The 17,844-nt window shown below is 60.2% G+C and carries 16 protein-coding genes, 1 tRNA gene and 1 pseudogene; 10 read left to right on the forward strand and 8 right to left on the reverse strand.

Annotated features, from left to right (window positions below):
• Positions 1-43: 43 nt before the first annotated feature.
• A complete protein-coding gene (dxs, locus tag AB731_RS02565; RefSeq protein ID WP_047092542.1) occupies positions 44-1,993 on the forward strand; it encodes a 1-deoxy-D-xylulose-5-phosphate synthase in 1,950 nt (649 codons plus the stop codon).
• Positions 1,994-2,022: 29 nt separating this feature from the next.
• The gene (locus AB731_RS02570) at positions 2,023-2,811 is read left to right on the forward strand and encodes an alpha/beta hydrolase (RefSeq protein ID WP_052768892.1); all 789 of its coding nucleotides are present in this window, start codon (positions 2,023-2,025) and stop codon (positions 2,809-2,811) included.
• Here the strand turns inward: AB731_RS02570 and AB731_RS02575 are convergent.
• Genes AB731_RS02575 through AB731_RS02590 form a run of 4 tightly spaced genes read right to left on the reverse strand, consistent with a single transcriptional unit; the run spans position 2,808 to position 7,925 of the window.
• Positions 2,808-3,482, reverse strand: coding sequence for an NnrU family protein (locus tag AB731_RS02575; protein ID WP_047092541.1), 675 nt, complete (start codon positions 3,480-3,482; stop codon positions 2,808-2,810). The two genes, AB731_RS02570 and AB731_RS02575, sit on opposite strands and share 4 nt — an antisense overlap.
• Before the next feature lie 3 nt (positions 3,483-3,485).
• Entirely contained in the window at positions 3,486-4,859 is a 1,374-nt protein-coding gene (locus AB731_RS02580) for an amidohydrolase family protein (RefSeq protein WP_047092540.1), read from the reverse strand.
• Positions 4,856-6,238, reverse strand: coding sequence for an amidohydrolase (locus tag AB731_RS02585; protein ID WP_047092539.1), 1,383 nt, complete (start codon positions 6,236-6,238; stop codon positions 4,856-4,858). Before AB731_RS02585 ends, AB731_RS02580 begins: the two co-directional genes overlap by 4 nt.
• 22 nt (positions 6,239-6,260) lie before the next feature.
• Entirely contained in the window at positions 6,261-7,925 is a 1,665-nt protein-coding gene (locus AB731_RS02590; RefSeq protein WP_082126314.1) for a peptide MFS transporter, read from the reverse strand.
• 192 nt (positions 7,926-8,117) lie between these two features.
• Between AB731_RS02590 and AB731_RS02595 the strand changes: the two genes are divergently transcribed.
• The 7 genes and pseudogenes from AB731_RS02595 (at position 8,118) to AB731_RS02625 (ending at position 12,729) form a co-directional block, all read left to right on the forward strand.
• Complete coding sequence (locus AB731_RS02595; protein WP_047092538.1) at positions 8,118-8,456, forward strand: GntR family transcriptional regulator; 339 nt, start codon at positions 8,118-8,120, stop codon at positions 8,454-8,456.
• Between the two features lie 181 nt (positions 8,457-8,637).
• Positions 8,638-8,919 carry an integration host factor subunit beta gene (locus AB731_RS02600; RefSeq protein WP_047092537.1) on the forward strand — a complete coding sequence of 94 codons (282 nt, stop codon included), beginning with the start codon at positions 8,638-8,640 and terminating at the stop codon, positions 8,917-8,919.
• Between the two features lie 92 nt (positions 8,920-9,011).
• Positions 9,012-9,097 (forward strand) — tRNA-Leu (locus AB731_RS02605).
• A 546-nt stretch (positions 9,098-9,643) separates the two neighbouring features.
• Positions 9,644-10,261 carry a PilZ domain-containing protein gene (locus AB731_RS02610; RefSeq protein WP_082126315.1) on the forward strand — a complete coding sequence of 206 codons (618 nt, stop codon included), beginning with the start codon at positions 9,644-9,646 and terminating at the stop codon, positions 10,259-10,261.
• 29 nt (positions 10,262-10,290) lie between these two features.
• Positions 10,291-10,558: pseudogene (locus AB731_RS14395) on the forward strand (hypothetical protein); the annotation flags it as partial.
• Positions 10,559-10,698: 140 nt separating this feature from the next.
• The gene (locus AB731_RS14355; RefSeq protein ID WP_156172338.1) at positions 10,699-10,971 is read left to right on the forward strand and encodes a GtrA domain-containing protein; all 273 of its coding nucleotides are present in this window, start codon (positions 10,699-10,701) and stop codon (positions 10,969-10,971) included.
• 12 nt (positions 10,972-10,983) lie between these two features.
• Complete coding sequence (locus AB731_RS02625) at positions 10,984-12,729, forward strand: hypothetical protein (protein WP_156167330.1); 1,746 nt, start codon at positions 10,984-10,986, stop codon at positions 12,727-12,729.
• Here the strand turns inward: AB731_RS02625 and msrB are convergent.
• The 3 genes from msrB to AB731_RS02640 are packed head-to-tail and all read right to left on the reverse strand — an operon-like array spanning position 12,726 to position 15,463.
• Positions 12,726-13,226 carry a peptide-methionine (R)-S-oxide reductase MsrB gene (gene msrB, locus AB731_RS02630; protein WP_047092534.1) on the reverse strand — a complete coding sequence of 167 codons (501 nt, stop codon included), beginning with the start codon at positions 13,224-13,226 and terminating at the stop codon, positions 12,726-12,728. The two genes, AB731_RS02625 and msrB, sit on opposite strands and share 4 nt — an antisense overlap.
• A gap of 51 nt (positions 13,227-13,277) precedes the next feature.
• The gene (locus AB731_RS02635; RefSeq protein ID WP_047092533.1) at positions 13,278-14,525 is read right to left on the reverse strand and encodes an ABC transporter permease; all 1,248 of its coding nucleotides are present in this window, start codon (positions 14,523-14,525) and stop codon (positions 13,278-13,280) included.
• Positions 14,522-15,463, reverse strand: a complete 942-nt coding sequence (locus AB731_RS02640) for an ABC transporter ATP-binding protein (RefSeq protein ID WP_231638814.1) — start codon at positions 15,461-15,463, stop codon at positions 14,522-14,524. The genes AB731_RS02635 and AB731_RS02640 overlap by 4 nt, the downstream gene beginning before the upstream one ends.
• A gap of 84 nt (positions 15,464-15,547) precedes the next feature.
• Here AB731_RS02640 and queG point away from each other — a divergent pair, with 84 nt between their 5' ends.
• A complete protein-coding gene (gene queG, locus AB731_RS02645; RefSeq protein WP_047092532.1) occupies positions 15,548-16,603 on the forward strand; it encodes a tRNA epoxyqueuosine(34) reductase QueG in 1,056 nt (351 codons plus the stop codon).
• 1 nt (position 16,604) lies between these two features.
• Here queG and AB731_RS02650 read toward each other — a convergent pair whose 3' ends face one another.
• Entirely contained in the window at positions 16,605-17,828 is a 1,224-nt protein-coding gene (locus AB731_RS02650; protein WP_047092531.1) for an NAD(P)/FAD-dependent oxidoreductase, read from the reverse strand.
• Positions 17,829-17,844: the final 16 nt, after the last annotated feature.

A 17,844-nucleotide genomic window follows, 5' to 3' on the forward strand; every position in this document is an offset into this window, starting at 1 on the left:
GCGTTCATCGACAGGCCAGAATTTCCCGTGTAAAGCTGTTTGCATGACTGCTTTACGCCCGGCTACGCCGCTGCTCGATACTGTTGATACACCTGAAGATCTGCGCAAGCTCAAGCCCGAGCAATTGCGGCAGCTTTCTGATGAATTGCGCACCGAAATGATCGATGCCGTCGGCTCTACCGGCGGACATCTCGGTTCCGGTCTTGGCGTGGTCGAGCTGACGGTGGCCATCCATTACATTTTCAACACGCCGGATGACCGCCTGATCTGGGATGTTGGTCATCAGGCCTATCCGCACAAGATCCTGACCGGACGCCGCGATCGTATCCGTACGCTGCGCCAGGGCGGCGGACTTTCGGGCTTCACCAAGCGTAGCGAAAGCGAATATGATCCCTTCGGCGCGGCGCACAGCTCCACGTCGATTTCGGCGGCCATCGGCTTTGCCGTGGCGAACAAGCTGAACAACAAGCCGGGCAAAGGCATCGCAGTTATCGGGGACGGCGCGATGAGCGCCGGGATGGCCTATGAAGCCATGAACAATGCCGAACATGCGGGCAATCGTCTGGTCGTGATCCTGAATGATAACGACATGTCCATCGCCCCGCCGGTGGGCGGCCTGTCCGCCTATTTGGCGCGGATGGTGTCCAGCAGCGAATATCTCGGCTTGCGCTCGCTTGCATCCAAGGTGGCGAACAAGATCAGCCGGCGGGTGCACAACTCGCTCGGCAAGGCAGAGGAATATACGCGCGGTCTCGTAACAGGCGGCACTCTGTTTGAAGAGCTGGGTTTTTATTATGTCGGTCCGATCGACGGACACAATCTGGACCATCTGATTCCCGTGCTGGAAAATGTGCGCGACAGCGATCAGGGCCCGATTCTTGTCCACGTCGTCACCACCAAGGGCAAGGGATACGAACCAGCTGAAAACAGCGCGGACAAATATCACGGCGTTCCCAGATTCGATGTGGTGACGGGTGAGAAATCCAAAAGCGCGGCTGGCCCTCCCGCCTATCAGAATGTCTTCGGTGAAACGCTCGCAAAGCTGGCCGAAAGCGATGACCGGATTTGCGCCATAACTGCCGCCATGCCGAGCGGGACCGGCGTCGATAAATTTGCAAAGGCTCACCCCACCCGCACCTTTGATGTCGGCATTGCCGAACAGCACGGCGTAACCTTCGCTGCCGGACTTGCAGCGCAGGGCATGCGGCCATTCGCGGCGATCTATTCCACCTTCCTCCAGCGCGCCTATGATCAGGTTGTGCATGATGTCGCGATCCAGAACCTCCCGGTTCGCTTTGCCATCGACCGTGCAGGACTTGTCGGTGCAGATGGCGCAACCCATGCGGGCAGTTTTGACGTTACCTATCTCGCCAGCCTCCCCAATTTTGTGGTGATGGCAGCAGCAGACGAAGCTGAACTGGCGCACATGACCTACACCGCCGCCGAACATGACAGCGGACCGATTGCGTTCCGCTATCCGCGCGGCAACGGCGTTGGCGTGGAGATTCCTGAAACATTGCAGAAGCTTGAAATCGGCAAGGGCCGGATTGTGCGCGGCGATGTAGAGGGCGGCAGAGTGGCCATCCTTTCGCTCGGTGCGCGTCTGGAAGAAGCCAAAAAGGCCGCCGATCAGCTGGAGGCCAAGGGCCTGCCAACTACCATCGCCGACATGCGCTTTGCTAAGCCTTTGGATGAAGACCTCATCCGCAAACTTGCCGCCACTCATGATGTGCTGGTGACAGTGGAAGAGGCATCGATTGGCGGACTGGGTGCGCATGTGCTCACCATGGCGAGCGATGAGGGCCTGACCGATCCCGACAGTTCGACGGGCGGGCTGAAGATCCGCACCATGCGGCTTCCCGATGTTTTCCTGGATCATGATGATCCGGTGAAGCAGTACGATACCGCACGCCTTAACGCGCCGCACATCGTTGAAACCGTGCTGTCGGCGCTTCGCCACAACAGTGCAGGCGTGGAAGAAGCGCGGGCCTGATTGCTAAGGCGCAACGGCGGAGTTTGCATATGATCGGCAAGATCATGCTCATTGTGCTGCTTGTTTATGTTGGCGTCCTCGCAGCCGTATATTTCAATCAGCACAGGCTGATCTACGCCCCGCCAGCGACCGCTGCGGGAGTACCCGCAGGCTTTGAGCGTATCACCTATGAAACGCCGGATGGGCTGGAACTGACCGCGGGTTATCTCCCCGCAAATGAGGGGATGCCCACGCTGCTGTTCTTCCACGGCAATGGGGCAAGCTGGCATTCCTCCACTATCGTCACGGCCCGCCTTGCAGCGTTCGGCTACGGCGTCATGGCGGCAGAATATCGGGGCTATTCAGGCAATCAAGGGACGCCGTCGGAACTCGGCCTATACGAAGATGCGCGCGGCGCATGGCGCTTCCTGCTGGCAGAGCAGGGGCTTGCGGCCAATGACATCGTGCTGGTCGGCAATTCCATCGGCTCCGGCGCTGCCACACAGCTGGCAACTGAAGTGACAGCCCGCGCGCTGGTGCTGATTTCCCCGTTCGACAGCTTGGAAGAAACCGCGGCCCGCAAAGTCAGCTGGCTGCCTGTGCGCCTGCTTCTGCGTGATCGCTTTGCCAATGATGAAAAACTGCCCGAAATCGAGGAGCCGATCCTGATCCTGCACGGCGAGGCGGACACGCTGATCGTGTTGGAGCAAGCGCAGGCGCTCGCTTCAGTGCAGCAAGATGCGGTGCTGGAAACCTATCCCGGGTGGGGCCATGATCTTGTGGTTCACGAGGCCGTGCAGGACAGGATCGCTGCGTTTCTGGCAGCGCCCGACGGCTAGATCCAGCGCCAGATCCCGGCGGACACATCGCCTAGATGGATGTGTGCATAGGTCGCCGCGAGCCAGCCGGCAATCCCTGCCAACCACAGGCCAATCCCTACGCGAGGCAATTGCCCCCAGCGCGGCCAGAAGGTCGTATTGGCCTGCCAATGATCCCACGCATCGCCCATTTGCGCGGCCTTCTTGCGGTCCTGCAAATGCGCGCCGACCAGAGCGAGCACGATTATGGCAAGCGCGACGATATTGGTGCGCCAGCTCCACCACATCACGATGTGAGACACGCCCCACAGGGCAAAGCTCCACATCATCGGATGGCGAGTGACATGAAAGGCGCCTGATGGTTCTTTCAGCGCCGCTTGCTCAGCGCCCGGTGCAGGCAGAGCCGGATTGCCGAGAAAAGACCCCAGCAGGAGGACCATCGCGGGCAAAGTCAGCAGTGTAGCGATCGCCCAGCCCAGTGTGCCACTGCCGCCCAGCATGCCGCCATCTATTGCGCGAAATGCCAGCGCCATCCAGCCCATCGCCGCAAACGCTACAAGCGAATAGACCGCCATGAAGCCGCCTGCGCCGAATATCCGCACCAGCGGCGCCCGCAGCGGATGTGACAGCGCGAAATGCGTGCCGACAAAGGTCAGGCTGGCTGCGGCGAGGGAAGTGTAGGCCGCGTCCAAACCCTACCTCCGATAAGCCGGTGGAAGCTGGCTTTCATCAAGCGTGCGATAGCGTTCGCGCAGGCGGGTCTGATGGTTGTTGAGCGGTTGTTCAATGCCGTCGATGAAGACCCGCAATGGTGCGGAGCTGATTTCCAGCGGGTCACCATCCCAGATTACAAGATCGCCATGCGCGCCAGGTGCGAGCACGCCTGCGCGGCCACCCAGCCCGCCAATGCTTGCAGGCACGGAAGTGATCGCCGCGAAGGCTTCACCCCACGTCAGGCCGGTCGCCCCGGGAATACGGTTAAGCGCCACCATGTTGCCTGCCTGCTGCGGCAAATTGCGCGGATGATCGCCGCTGCTTTCGTACCCGCCGATGGCCACGGCAACGCCCGCATCGACCATCCGTCCGACATTGCTTTGCGTCGCGGCGAGTTGTTCGAAACTCGCAGGCAGGTCGGTCAAGGCACCCGTAATGACGGGCACGCCTGCCGCGGCGATCTGGTTTGCCACCATCCAGCCTTCGCTCACGCCGACCAGCACCAGATTGAGCCGGGGAAAATCGTTGCGGAGCGCCAGTACGGAGAGAATGTCGCTCGCTCTGTGGACCGAAACATACAGCTTCTGTTCGCCGCGAACCACAGGAACCAGAGCGGCGGCATCGAAACGGGTCAGCAGCACATCGCCTTCCCGTTCGGCCCGCCCCAGCAGGCGCGAGTCCACCGCAATATCGTCTCCCATACCAACGCTGCCACTGCGGCCGATAGTGCGCAGCTGCGCATCGTCGCCATAATTGCCCGCTTCACGCAAAGCATTCAGGAACAGGGCATAGACCGAAGTCCGGCTGCCACCCGCAAGCCGGGCACCGCGTTCGCCCATTTCTACAAACTGGAATGCGCGCGGCTGTGTGACTGCGTCAAAATCGGCACCAAGGTCTATGACGGCGCCTTGGCCGGCAAAGATGGACGCCCCTGCAACCGGCGTCACCGTTGCACGGGTCACACCGCCAGCACGGCTGTAGGCGAAGTCCTGCGCAGCCGGATTGATGACGGGGGCAACATCGAGTGCGGCATTAAACGGCGAATCGCCTGCCGACGCATCGTTGCTTTCCGAAACTGCATCAACATCGACCAGGCCAAGATTGGTGATCGAGGCAAAGATGCCGGGCGTCACCCAGGTGCCGCTGCCATCCAGCATGGTCATTCCAGCAGGAACGGCAACGCCTGCGCCTGCCGCAACCACGCGCCCGCCTTGCACAACGACGGTGGCGTTTTCGATCGGATTACTGCCGTCGCCGGTGGCAACAGTCGCGCCGGTGATGGCGATATCCTGTGCGGCAAGCGGCGTGGCTGACAATACCAGCGCAGCAGCGGAGAGCGCGAGGAGGCGCTTCATTTCACATCTCCTTCACCCGGCTGGCCAAGCTCGAAATCGCTCACCGGTCGCAGCAGGGGATTATTCATATCGTACATCAGTGCGCCGTCGATCCAGACCATTTCAGGCCGCGAATAGATGCTGAGTGGATCACCGTTCCACAGCACTACATCGGCCATTTTGCCTGCCTCCAGACTGCCGGTCATGTCATCAATGCCCATCGCGCGTGCGGCGTTGAGCGTGATCCAGCTGATCACATCGGCATCGGCAATTTCGATACCCATACGGCGGCCATCGGCCTGCGCCTTCGCTGCTTCCTGATTGAGACGCTGGATGCCGTTTTCATCGTCGGAGTGGATGACCACACAGGCCCCTGCATTGTGGATCATCGCGGCGTTTTCCGGAATGGCGTCATAGGCTTCCATCTTGAAACCGTACCAGTCGGCCCACACTGCGCTGCAGACGTCGTTTTCGCGCAGCAGATCGGCGATCTTGTAGCTTTCCACCGCGTGGTGGAAGGCGGCAACGCGGTAGCCGAATTCGTCCGCCATATCCATCACCAGCGCCATTTCATCGGCGCGGTAGCAATGGTTCTGGATCATGATTTCGCCTGCAAGAACGCCCGCCAGCGTTTCCATCGCAAGATCGCGATCAGGGTTTTCTTCGGCGGCATAGGCTTGCGCTTCGAGCCATGTTTCGCGGTTTACGGCGAAATTGCCCATGCGGGTGGAGGGCATGCGGCCCCTGCCACCATAAACGCGTTTGGGGTTCTCTCCACAGGCCATTTTCATGGAATAGGGCGCGCCAGGGAATTTCATGCCCTGCACCGTGCGGCTGGGCACGTTCTTTAAAGTGACTGTGCGCCCGCCCATAAGGTTGGCAGAGCCGGGCAGGATTTGCAGCGAAGTGATCCCGCCATTGGCGATCGCGCGACTGAAACCGGGGTCCTGCGGCCAAACCGAGTGTTCGGCCCATACTTCGGGCGTGGTCGGGCTGGTTGCCTCATTGCCGTCGCTGTGCGCATCGACAGACGGGGTCGGATAATTGCCCAGGTGAGAGTGGATGTCGATGATGCCGGGGGTGACGAATTTGTCCGTACCGTCGATCTGTGTGTAGCCTGCCGGAATGGCGAGATCAGCGCCGCCAATGCCAACGACTTCGCCGTCCGCAAACAGCACCACGCCATTGTCTATCCGGCCGCCAGCGCCATCATAAATGACCGCGCCAACCAGGGCGGTGGGCACGCCGGGATAGCGCGCATAGGTGGAGGCGTAAGGCGCATAGGCCTGGCTCGCAGTGTCATTGGCCGAAGCCACGCTCTGTGATCCCGAAGCTGCGGTGCAACTGGCGAGAGCCAGCGAGGCGATTATAATGAGGGCGCCGCCTGGACCGCCCTTCAAGAAGTGACGGTCCACGCGCGAATTATCCCTTGGTTGCTGGGTGAATACCCGCCTCTTGCGCTTCCAGGCCAGCACCGGCCTGACCAAGCAGGTCGTCGCCAACATTGTCATCCGTCAGCGTGTCGAGATGCATGTACTTCTTGATCAGCGGACTGACGACCATGACGATCACGCCGATGCCGACGGCATACCAACCGACGGTTGAGTATACATCCAGCACAATCTGCTTTCCTGCTTCCTCGCCCACGCCTTCTGCGCCGGTTGCCGAGGCAATCAGGCCAGCGGCAAAGTTACCCGTTGCCGATGCAAAGAACCATGTGCCCATGATGAGCGAGGCCATATGCGCTGGCGCGAGCCGGTTCATGGCCGACAGGCCGACCGGGCTCAGGCACAGCTCACCAGTGGTGTGCAGCAGATAGATAAGGAAGATGAAGATCACCGGCGTCGGGACATTCAGGCCCGCGCCTTGCGAACCCCAAACCAGCACCAGGAAGCCCAGGCCCACCTGAATGACCGCAAGGCCGAACTTCATCGGCGTGCTGGGCTCTGCGCCCCGGCGTGCCAGACCTTGCCACAACATCGCGAACACCGGTGCCAGCAGCACGATATAAATCGCGTTGATGGACTGGAACATCGATGCGTTGACGCCCTGCGTATCGACATGGCGATCGGTAAACAGGTTCAGACTGGAGCCTGCCTGTTCGAACAATGCCCAGAAAACGATCGACACAAGGATCAGGAACATCGCGGCGAAAATGCGGTCGCGCTCTTCCGCGGCAAGTTTCGTGACTGCGGTGAACAGGACGAACAGAACCAAACCGCCGCCAAACGCTCCCAGCACATAGCCAACGAGCTGCTGGAACTGGATCGCCGCAAAGCACAGCAACACCATGGCGAGGCCGAGGCCGTAAATGAGCCACTCCTTACCGCCAGCAATACGCTCCGGATGCTTTGATTCGCCTTTGCCCAGCAGCAGCGGTTTGCCCAGCACGAAGAACACGAGGCCGATCAACATGCCGAAACCGGCAAGACCAAAGCCATATTCCCAGCCCACTGTCTGACCGAGATAGCCGCAAATGATGGATGCCGTGGCAGCGCCAACGTTAATGCCCATGTAGAAGATGGTGTAGGCCGGATCCCGGCGGATATCCGTGCGTGAATACAGCTGGCCGACGATCACCGAGATATTGGCTTTCAGGAAACCCGAACCCACGATGATAAGCGCCAGCGCAAGCCAGAACACATTGATCATCGGATTGTCCTGGCCCAGCGACGCGTCGCCTTCGAAAGCCATGAAGAAGTGGCCGAATGTCAACAGGACGGCGCCAAACAGCACTGCCTTGCGTTGGCCGAGATAGCGGTCAGCCAGATAGCCGCCGACAACCGGGGTAATGTAAACCAGCGCTGTGTAAGCACCGTAGATGATCGAAGCTTCACCGTCAGAAAACAGCCAGTGCTGCGTGAGGTAGAAGATCAGCAGCGCGCGCATACCGTAGTATGAGAACCGCTCCCACATTTCCGCCATGAACAGCAGGAACAGTCCCTTGGGGTGGCCGATTACTTCTTCCTGGGGCCGGGTGATGAGCACCACGCCGCCTATCAAGAAACTGACCAGCGCGATCACCGCGAACCGGAAGGTCCACATTTCGAACGCGGAACCGAATGTGAAGAACGTGCCTTCGACCATAATGCTTGCTTCCCTTTCCGTGCTGCCTGCGTTGCCGCATCGCGCCGGTTATCCCTGAATTGGCGGCACCCTAACGATTGTTTCACCATTGTGAAGCCGTTTCAGTTGCCGATGAAACTGTATCGCGAACCGCTCTTTTGCTTCAGCAAGCCTTGACCTGACGCGCTGTATTATGGCACTGATGCACCCGACATGGTCGATACCCGCCCCGTATACCTGCGCCTGCGCGAACAGATTGCAGCTGCCATTATCGATGGCCGCTATGCCGAAGGGGCAATGCTGCCATCGGTGCGTGCGTTTGCTGCGGATCAGGGCGCCAACCCGCTCACCGTTGCCAAGGCCTATCAGCAATTCCAGTCAGACGGGCTGATTCGTGTTCAGCGCGGTGTCGGCATGTTCGTGCGCGAAGGCGCTGCTGCGAAGCTCCGCGCAAGTGAGCGCGATGCGTTTCTGCACGAGGAATGGCCCGCAATCCGGCAACGGATGAACCGGCTGGGCCTCGATGTTGGTGACCTGATCGAGCAAGCCTGAGGGCCTTCCGCGGCAGCTTGGTTTTTGCTTTGCCCAGAAAATCTTTCGCAAATTCATTGATAAATGTTGATCTGCATTGCGCCAGCAAGACGTTTCTGGCAATCTGCGAAGCAATCCGGACGATACTGTTCGGCGGTTGCGGTAATGCGGGTCGCGCCCATAACCCGATCGGGGAACATATATGATCAGGTCTGAACTTCTCCAGGCATTGTCGGAAGACAATCCGGAACTGCGTCCCGAAGAAGTGGAGCAGGTTGTCGACATTTTCTTTGACGAAATTGCGTCACGGCTGGCCGAAGGCGGCCGGGTGGAATTGCGCGGATTCGGCACCTTTTCCACACGTCAGCGCGATGCGCGCACAGGACGCAATCCGCGTACCGGCGAAACTGTTGAAGTGCAGGCCAAGCGCGTGCCTTATTTCAAGCCGGGCAAGGAAATGCGCGAACGGCTTAACGCCGACTGATCGCTCCTTTGCCTCGCGCCTAAATTATCGGCGCGTGCTGTATTCCGACCATTGGCAAACCTATGTCACTGCCGCTAGGCGCGTAAAGCTGTGCGGGCGTGGCGGAATGGTAGACGCCGGGGACTTAAAATCCCCTGTCTTTTAAGGCGTGCGGGTTCGAGTCCCGCCGCCCGCACCAGTTTCGATTAGAGAAAGCCGTCCGGGGGACGGCTTTCCATCGAAACTCCCAAGCGAAGCGCCGGGTGCGCAAACCTAAAGTCCGGGGGACGGCTTTCCATCGAAACTCCCAAGCGAAGCGCCGGGTGCGCTTGCTTGGCGTCCGCAGAACGGCATTCCTTTGAAATGGCCAGTACGCGAATGCCCTGCCTTTGCCGCGTTCGTCAGGAGCAGCGAATCGCCCCCAAGTGCGCACTGGCACTTCAAACATGTGACGGCCCGGCACAGGATGAGACCTGCCTATCCGCCGCCCTGTTTTCTCGTGAGACCAATAAGTTGGACGTGCCAGAGACAGTGCCCGTTCCTTCGTTACGTAGCCAAGAAGGTAAAAACTTTCCGTACCGAGCTATGCCGGGAACCACCAACATGTTGCAGCGACCTTGGGAAACCAACCTCCGCTAATCTGTGCCCCACAGCAATTCTTGAAGAGGGTATGCGCATGGGTGGTAAGACGACAATGTTGCTGAGAGACGGTGAGGGCCGGGGCTTGTGCAAAACGTCAGAGACGATGATGACAACAGCTGCGGCGGCCGGGCGATTTGGCAGCGCCACGACAAATGTCGCCGAAATGCGCGATGCCCCGCGCTTTTCTCTGCTGATCCGGGCAGCAAAACTTGTCACGGAACACGGCGAATTCCTCTGTGTTGTTCGTGATGCTTCGGACACCGGCCTTTCCGCACGCATTTTCCACCACATTCCGCGGTGCAGGCAGTTGGTGATCGAATTGCAGAACGGCGAACGCTATGATGTCGAAATGATGTGGCAGGAAGAAGAGCGTGCTGGCTTCCGCTTCCAAAGCCCGATTGACGTGAAGGCAATAATCGAATGCCCGAGCCGATTTGCCAAGCGCTCCGTTCGTATCAATCTGGCCGCGACCGCCCAGATAGAAACCCTTGGCAGGGCGGAATATGCGACAATTCAGGATATTTCGCAGCAAGGTGCCAAGGTGGCATGCCACAGCAGCTATGCCATTGACCAAAGGGTAAAACTGCTCGCCGCCGGAATGCGTGACACTCATGCCAAAGTGCGCTGGCGACGCGATGGCACATGCGGACTGGTGTTTGAAGAAACATTCCAGTTCGGAGAATTGGCCCGCCTGGCGCAACAACTCCAGATTGCTCGTTAGGCGGATTAGGCAGCGCGAAATCACGGTCGATGTTGCCAGACGATTTCATTCAGAGCGCGCATGAGCCTTATCCAGCAAGAAGGCAATTTCTGCCCCTACCCGCTCCGTGCGTTCGAGTGGTTTGGCAATCTGGGGATATGGCGCAGTGCGATGTGCATGCTCAGCTATGCCAGGGCCAAGACTTTCCCCAATCGCAACATCAACAGTTTCGAAGACCAGGCAACCAACCAGTTCGGCAAGAACCTGCTCGAGACATTCCGATATCCGCGCCTTGGCCCGGGCATGATTTGGGAAGCCAAAGGCGAGGTCAGCAAGGGGTATGAGCGGAAGCAGCTCGCTTCTGACGGCGCGGGCGGTCGCCTGGAATGGTGCTCGATCAGAATCGTGCCTGTGTCGGCATTGAACATTTCTGTTTTGAAGGCGACGGCTTGTCGTCGATGGACGATGACGATCTGGTCGCTCCTGCTACCAAGGAAATCGCCATTCTCGACCTTATGACGCCAGACAAGGTCATCGGGAGCCATGGTGCAGCACGGAACCGGCGAAAAGCGCTCTTTGTGATTTTCGCTCTCGCTGGCCTCGGCCTGACCACGGGAATCGTTTGGGCAGGCGAAGTTTCAGTCTTCGATCCGCGGACTGCCAAGCTCTTCGCGATTGCGGTCAGCTTTAGTGTAACTTGGCTACTGCGCAGCCGCGTTGTTTTCCGCTAGAGACCTCGCCCAATGGCAAGGTCAGGGAAAACACAGGGCGCATTGTTCCGCTCCGCATCGGCAGTCTTGCTGGTGTGGGCGGCGTATTGCGCGTTGCGTCTGGCGATACAGCCGCTGCTCGGGTGGGAACCATCTTCTGCTGATGACTGGATGCGCCTGCTGCAGGTCCGCGATCTGCTTGCCGGGCAAAGCTGGTGGGATGTCACCCAATACCGGATGAACCCGCCGGACGGTTTTTCGATGCATTGGTCGCGGCTGGTCGATTTGCCGTTGGCGCTGACGATCGCTTTGCTAGGTGAACGCTGGGGCATGGCGGTGGTGCCGCTGTTGTGGCTGCTGCCCGCATTATTCGCACTGCGCTCCATCATGCTGCGGCTGAATTTTTCCCGCACTGCGCACGGCATCGGCCTCATAATCTTCCCGCTGTTTCCGTTGCTTCCCGGCATTTTTGCGCCATTCGCGATTGATCACCACACGCCGCAAGCGGTGTTGGGGTTGTCCTGCGCGGCGCTGATGCTGTCCGAACGGCGCCTGGGCGCGATCGGTGCGGGGCTGCTGGCCGCTGCATGGGTGGTAATATCGCTGGAGGCGCTGCCGTTGATTGCAGTCATCGCGGGCCTGTACGGGCTGCGCTATCTGGGAGAGGAGCGGCGGCTCTTGCCGTGGTTCCTGCTGTCGCTGACGGTGTTCAGCATTTTCCTGTCACTTGCCACGCGGCCTTACAGCGAATTGCTTGGCCCGTGGTGCGATGTGCTTCGGCCAGAACACATGACAGCTTTCGGGCTTGCGACTTTGATGGCGGGGATCGGTCCGTTCCTGCCTTACCAACAACATGCAGCCGGGCGCTTGGCTGCGCTTGTGCTGATCCCCTTGGCGAGCCTTCCGGCAGCTTTCGTCCTGCTCGGCCAATGTGCGACAAATCCGATGGCGGCGCTCGATCCGGTGCTGCTGGAATGGTGGCATGGTTATATCACCGAAGGCCTGCCCTTCTGGAAGCAGCCGGTGTCGGTTGCAGTCATGCTGATCTGGGTCATCATCCCGATCGGCGCAGGCTACTGGCTTGCCGCGCGCGGCGGCGCTTTTGCCGAAGGCGCGGGCGTTCGCTGGCTGATGCTGTTTGTGCTGGCGGTGAGCACATGGGCCTATTCGCTATATCTGATGCGCGCAGGTGTGTTTGCGCAGATGCTGGCCGTGCCTTTCGCCGCTGTGCTGCTGGCTTTGCTGGTGCCGCAAGCGCGAGCGATTGGAGAGATGCTTCCCCGTGTTGCGGCAACGCTGGGGTGCTTTGTGCTGGCGACGCCGATGTTCGTGACTGCGCTGGCAAAGCCGCTCGATCCGTTACTACCGACCGCCACGATGGCGCGCGGTGCCGCGGCACCTATCGCCAGCGAGATATGCGAGTTTGAGAAGTTGAGCGGCTTGCCCGCCGGGATGGTTTTCATCACGATGGATGATGCGCCGCAGCTCCTCGGCATAACAGACCACACGGTGATCGCAGCCAGCTATCACCGCAACCAGACGCCGATGATAGACGTGATCAAAGCCTTCACATCAGCGCCGGATGATGCGCGGGCGATCATCGACGCTTATGATCCTGATTACGTTGTGGCATGCTTTTCCGCGAGTGACTTTGCGCTTTACCGCACTGCCGATCCAGGCAATTTCGCCAACATCCTGGCCAGTGATGGGCCGCCAGTGTGGCTGACGCCAGTCGCTGGTTTCACAGACGGCGCTCTGCGCATCTACCGGGTGCGTTAAGCGGGCCGGAATTCCAGCGCCACGCCGTTGATGCAATGGCGATGGCCGGTAGGCCGGGGGCCGTCGTTGAAGCGGTGGCCAAGGTGCCCGCCGCAATCGGCGCAATGTTCTTCCGTCCGCGCATAGCCGAGCAGGCGATCGGTCGAATATGCAACTGCGCCGCTGTCTATCGGTTGCCAGAAACTGGGCCAGCCGGTGCCGCTGTCAAATTTGTGTGCGCTGGAAAACAACCGATTGCCGCAGCCCTGGCAATGGAATGTGCCCCGGCGGCTCTCACCGTCCAGCGGCGAGGAGAAGGGGCGTTCCGTACCCGCTTGGCGCAGGATACGGAATTCCTGCGCAGTCAGGCGGCGACGCCATTCGGCCTCTGAATAGGACACGCGGAAATTCTGCTGCGCTTGCGCTTCGCTGCCGCCGCATGCGGCCAGCACCGGGAAGGATACTCCGGCCCCAAGCAGGGCAAGAACGGATCGGCGGTCAGTCTTTGTATTTGTCATAACATTATACCTATGATGCAGGCGCTGAACTGTTCCTGACACCCCCGCCGCTTATCCAGTTGCGCGGCCCAGCCTTTGGAAAAGGCTGCGCTTCTTCGCGCCGCGCGGGCCCGATTGCATCACCCGGCGGCGAAACAGCGATGCGCCGCCCTTGATGAAAATCGCCACCCACAGCGCCTGCCAGCCCAAAGCCAGCAGATGCGGCCACAGTGATTCCTCTGCCGCTGCCCGCGCCACCATGGCGAAAGGCGAACTCAGCGGGAATGCCATGGCAGTATATTCGATCACACCCCCGCGATCGGTTACAGCGAGGCTGGCGAAAAAGAACACCAGGATCTGGAACATGGTGGCAGGCATGGACAGCGTCTGCACTTCGCGCACCGTTGCAGCGAGCGAACCGACAGCGAGGAATATGCTTCCGAGCAGCAAATAACCCATCGCGAAATACAGCGCGAACAGCACGAAGAACATCGGCCAGCCGACACCGGGATTGGCGAAATCGGACAGCGATTGCCCGCCTGCGTAAAGTATTGCCGCACCAGTGCTGCCCCATACGGCAATGCCGACTACCGACACGCCAAGCATGGCGAACAGCTTGCCCATGAATACCGCATCCATCGGAATGGCAGCAGCAAGGACTTCAATGATCTTGTTGCCCTTTTCCTCCACCAGGTTGGACAGCACCATGCTGGCGAGCAGCATGATAAGGAGGAACAATAGCACTTGGCCGCCTTGTGCAGTGCGCAACCGGCCGGAATTTTCCGCTGCGCCGCTGGTGCCGACAATTTCGGTGCCAACCGGCGGATAGATGCGTGTCTGCTGATCTGCGGCATGGGCTGCGATCAGTCCTATCGTGCCTTGCCAGCGGGCCACGCGCCCTTCGGTGGCAGTCAATACAGGCGCATCCAGAGTGCCGGTAACGATGGCGGCCAAGCTGCCTTCGCCTTCTTCCAATACGCTGCGGGCATCGAATGTTTCACCCGGCGCCAGCCGCTTCAATGCGACCATCGGCGGCACTGATCCGGGCACTTGCATGGCAAGTTCGCTGTGGGCGGCCAGCATCGCGTCAACGTCCTGCGTCTGCATTGCGATACCGACATCGGCAACGGAAGCCTCGCTTTGCACCTGCGCGCCGACACCTCCGGCAAGGCCCATCACCACCACCGGAAACAGCGGGCCGAGCAGGAAGAAGATGAAGCTGCGGCTGAACAGTATTGCGGTGAAATCGCGCCGGGCGATCACCCAGGCGGCACGCCACGCGGACAAGCGTCCGCCATCCCTGATTGCATGGTTGCTCATGCCGGTTCTCCTGGCGCTTGCGTGACCATGTCGCGTGCTGCGGCCTCGCCTGCGATGGCGACGAAGGCATCATGCAGGCCGGCGCGTTCAATACTGAGCGACAAGATACCGGCCTCCCCCTCGATCAATGCCTTAAGCAGCGGCTCAACTCCGCTTTCGGGCAGCGGGAAGTTCCAGAAATCGCCCACCCGGCGGGCATCCTGCGGCATCGCTGCGCGCCACGGACCGTCTGAATTGCGCGTTTCCAGCCGGACTTGTGCAGGAATGCGGTCCCGCGCTTCATCCACGCGGCCTGCAAACGGCACTTTTCCGCCTGCAATAATGGCAATGCCTTCGCACAGGCGTTCTGCATGGGCGATAACGTGGGTGGAGAAGATTACCGTGGTGCCTTTGTCGGCCAGCCCCCGGATCAGAACTTCCAGCTTGCCCTGATTGATCGCGTCCAGCCCGCTGAAGGGTTCATCGAACACCACCAGTTTCGGCTCATGCACCAATGTGCCCAGCAATTGCACGGTTTGCGCCATGCCTTTGGACAATTGGCGGATCTGCTTGTCTATCGCATGGCCTAGGCCGTGATTTTCCAGCAGCACTTTCGCCCGCGCGCGCCCTTCGGGCAGCGGCACACCGCGCAGCGCGCCCATAAAGGCAATCGCTTCGTAGCTTTTCATGGATGGATACAGGCCGCGTTCTTCCGGCAGATAGCCGAGACGGCGCGCGACATCCTGCGGATTGTCCGACCCCAGCACGCGGCGATAGCCTTCGTCGGGATCGATAATCCCCAGCAGCATGCGGATGGTTGTGGTCTTGCCCGCGCCGTTGGGGCCAAGAATACCATAAATCGCGCCTTCGGGAATGGAGATATCCACCCCGTCCACCGCCAGCGTATTGTCGAACCGCTTTACCAGCCCGCGCGCTTCAATCGCGAGCGGACGTGTCATATTGTGTGCGGGAGAAAAATCACTTGTCGCCATATCCATAGTGTAGCCGCTACAGCGCAGGAATGAACGGGACACACCCGCATTATGGTTAATAACCCAGAGACTATGTCAATTGAGCACCGCCTCAAGGCGAAGGCGCGTGAACTGGGCTTTGTGGCTGTGGGTATTGCGCCGGCGCAGGATGATCCGCTGCGCACGCGGCGGCTGCATGAATGGCTGGACGAAGGCTTCCACGGCGAAATGGGCTGGATGGAAGACCGCGCCGATGTACGGCAGGGTCCGCAAAGCATGTGGCCAGAGACGCGCAGCGTGATCGCGCTCGGCATGAGTTACGCGCCCGACGTCGATCCGCTGGCGCTGGAGGGCGATGCGGAGGCGGCGCGCATTTCCGTCTATGCGCAAGGACGCGACTATCACGATGTGCTGAAAAAGGCGCTGAAGGCGCTGGCTCGCTGGATGTGCGCCGAAATCCCCGAAACGCAGCTCAAGGTGTTTGTCGATACTGCGCCCGTTATGGAAAAGCCGCTGGGCGAAGTGGCGGGGATCGGCTGGCAAGGCAAGCACACCAATCTGGTCAGCACAGATCATGGCAGCTGGATGTTTCTGGGGGCGATCTACACCACGTTAGAGCTTACGCCGGACACGCCTCACACCGACAGATGCGGATCATGCAACGCATGTCAGGATGCCTGCCCGACTGACGCTTTTCCTGAAGCCTACCGGCTGGATGCAAGGCGCTGCATTTCCTATCTTACCATTGAGCACAAGGGACCCATCCCGGAGGAATTTCGCGAAGCCATCGGCAACCGCATCTACGGCTGCGATGATTGTCTGGCCGTGTGCCCATGGAACAAGTTTGCTGAAGTGGCGGCGCGCCACCTGGCCTTTGCTCCGCGCGCCGAGCTGATTGCGCCGCGTCTGGATGAGCTTCTGGCGCTGGATGATACAGGTTTTCGCGCGAAATTCTCCGGTTCCCCGATCAAACGGATCGGCCGGGACCGGTTCGTGCGCAATTGCCTGATCGCGGCGGGCAACAGCGGCAATGCCGCGCTGTTGCCTCAAGTAGAACAGCTTACCGGCGATCCCGATGAAGTGGTGGCAGAGGCTGCGCGCTGGGCGCGGGCGCGGCTGAGCGCCTAAGCTATCGAAGGTCCTTGAGCAGTTTTTCGGTATCGGCCAGATCGGCCGGATCGACCTCCACCCGTGCCTCGACCAGCTTGCGCCCCTGCACGTAATCCTTCGTGCGGTTCACGGCATCAACCGCGATGACCTTGCCATCCTTCAGATACAGCACTGAAAAGCTTCGCTCCGCCGGGTCCCCGCGCAATACGGTTTTGTCGTAGCCCATGCTCAGCCCGGCGGTTTGCAGCCGCAGATCATACTGGTTGGACCAGAACCAGGGGAAGGCATTGTAGGGCTGCGGGTCACCGCAGATGGCCTTGGCAGCGGTGGTGGCCATATCATGCGCGTTTTGCACGCTTTCCAGCCGGATTACCGCGCCATCAGCCCAGGGGTTGGAATGCGCCGCGCAATCGCCAATCGCATAGACCTGCTCAAGGCTGGTGTGGCAATTGTCCGAGACTTCGACACCGTTCGCGCCAGCTGCACCGGCAGCGATCAGCGGACCGACCGCAGGCACAATTCCGATCCCGACGACGACCGCATCGCATGCGATTTCCTCGCCATCGGCCAGCACGACGCCGGTGACGCGGTCTTCGCCGGTAAGCCGTTCAACACCGACACCAAGCCGAAGATCGACCCCGTGTCTGCGGTGTTCGGCCTGATAGAAATTCGACAGGTCCTCGCCTGCAACACGGTTGAGCACGCGATCTTCAGCTTCGACCAGAACGACATCACGGCCCAGCTTGCGCAGGACAGCTGCCGCTTCCAGCCCGATATAACCGCCGCCGATCACTACGAAACGCTGCGCGCCCGCAGCCAGGTCAGCCAGCAAGCGGTCAACATCGCGCATATCGCGCACCGCATGCACACCGTCCAGATGGCTGCCGGGGCATGACAGCCGCCGCGCATCGCCGCCTGCAGACCAGATCAGCCGTTCATAGCCGATCCGTTCACCTGAACTCAGCTGCACTTCATGGGCCATCGGATCGACTTTAGTAACCGACTCGCCGAGCATTAGCTCGATCTGCTTGTCTGCCCAAAATGCCTCTGGCCGGATCAGCAGCCGTTCCAGCGGCTTCTCTCCGGCGAGATATTCCTTCGACAATGGCGGCCGTTCATACGGAGGCAAGCGGTCGCGCCCAATCATCAGGATCGAGCCTTCGAAGCCCTGTTGGCGCAGTGCGATGGCGGCCTGCGCGCCGCCATGGCCTGTGCCCACGATTACAACATCATGCCTAGTCATGGGCACGGCGTGGGCA

Source organism: Aurantiacibacter marinus, assembly GCF_001021555.1.
GTDB classification, from domain to species: domain Bacteria; phylum Pseudomonadota; class Alphaproteobacteria; order Sphingomonadales; family Sphingomonadaceae; genus Alteraurantiacibacter; species Alteraurantiacibacter marinus.

Bases quoted from the DNA above. Each gene is read 5' to 3' on its own strand.
- dxs (WP_047092542.1), top strand. From the start codon at position 44: ATGACTGCTTTACGCCCGGCTACGCCGCTGCTCGATACTGTTGATACA.
- AB731_RS02570 (WP_052768892.1), top strand. From the start codon at position 2,023: ATGATCGGCAAGATCATGCTCATTGTGCTGCTTGTTTATGTTGGCGTC.
- AB731_RS02580 (WP_047092540.1), bottom strand. From the start codon at position 4,859: ATGAAGCGCCTCCTCGCGCTCTCCGCTGCTGCGCTGGTATTGTCAGCC.
- AB731_RS02590 (WP_082126314.1), bottom strand. From the start codon at position 7,925: ATGGTCGAAGGCACGTTCTTCACATTCGGTTCCGCGTTCGAAATGTGG.
- AB731_RS02595 (WP_047092538.1), top strand. From the start codon at position 8,118: ATGGTCGATACCCGCCCCGTATACCTGCGCCTGCGCGAACAGATTGCA.
- AB731_RS02600 (WP_047092537.1), top strand. From the start codon at position 8,638: ATGATCAGGTCTGAACTTCTCCAGGCATTGTCGGAAGACAATCCGGAA.
- AB731_RS02610 (WP_082126315.1), top strand. From the start codon at position 9,644: ATGATGACAACAGCTGCGGCGGCCGGGCGATTTGGCAGCGCCACGACA.
- AB731_RS14355 (WP_156172338.1), top strand. From the start codon at position 10,699: ATGGACGATGACGATCTGGTCGCTCCTGCTACCAAGGAAATCGCCATT.
- AB731_RS02625 (WP_156167330.1), top strand. From the start codon at position 10,984: ATGGCAAGGTCAGGGAAAACACAGGGCGCATTGTTCCGCTCCGCATCG.
- msrB (WP_047092534.1), bottom strand. From the start codon at position 13,226: ATGACAAATACAAAGACTGACCGCCGATCCGTTCTTGCCCTGCTTGGG.
- AB731_RS02635 (WP_047092533.1), bottom strand. From the start codon at position 14,525: ATGAGCAACCATGCAATCAGGGATGGCGGACGCTTGTCCGCGTGGCGT.
- AB731_RS02640 (WP_231638814.1), bottom strand. From the start codon at position 15,463: ATGACACGTCCGCTCGCGATTGAAGCGCGCGGGCTGGTAAAGCGGTTC.
- queG (WP_047092532.1), top strand. From the start codon at position 15,548: ATGGTTAATAACCCAGAGACTATGTCAATTGAGCACCGCCTCAAGGCG.
- AB731_RS02650 (WP_047092531.1), bottom strand. From the start codon at position 17,828: ATGACTAGGCATGATGTTGTAATCGTGGGCACAGGCCATGGCGGCGCG.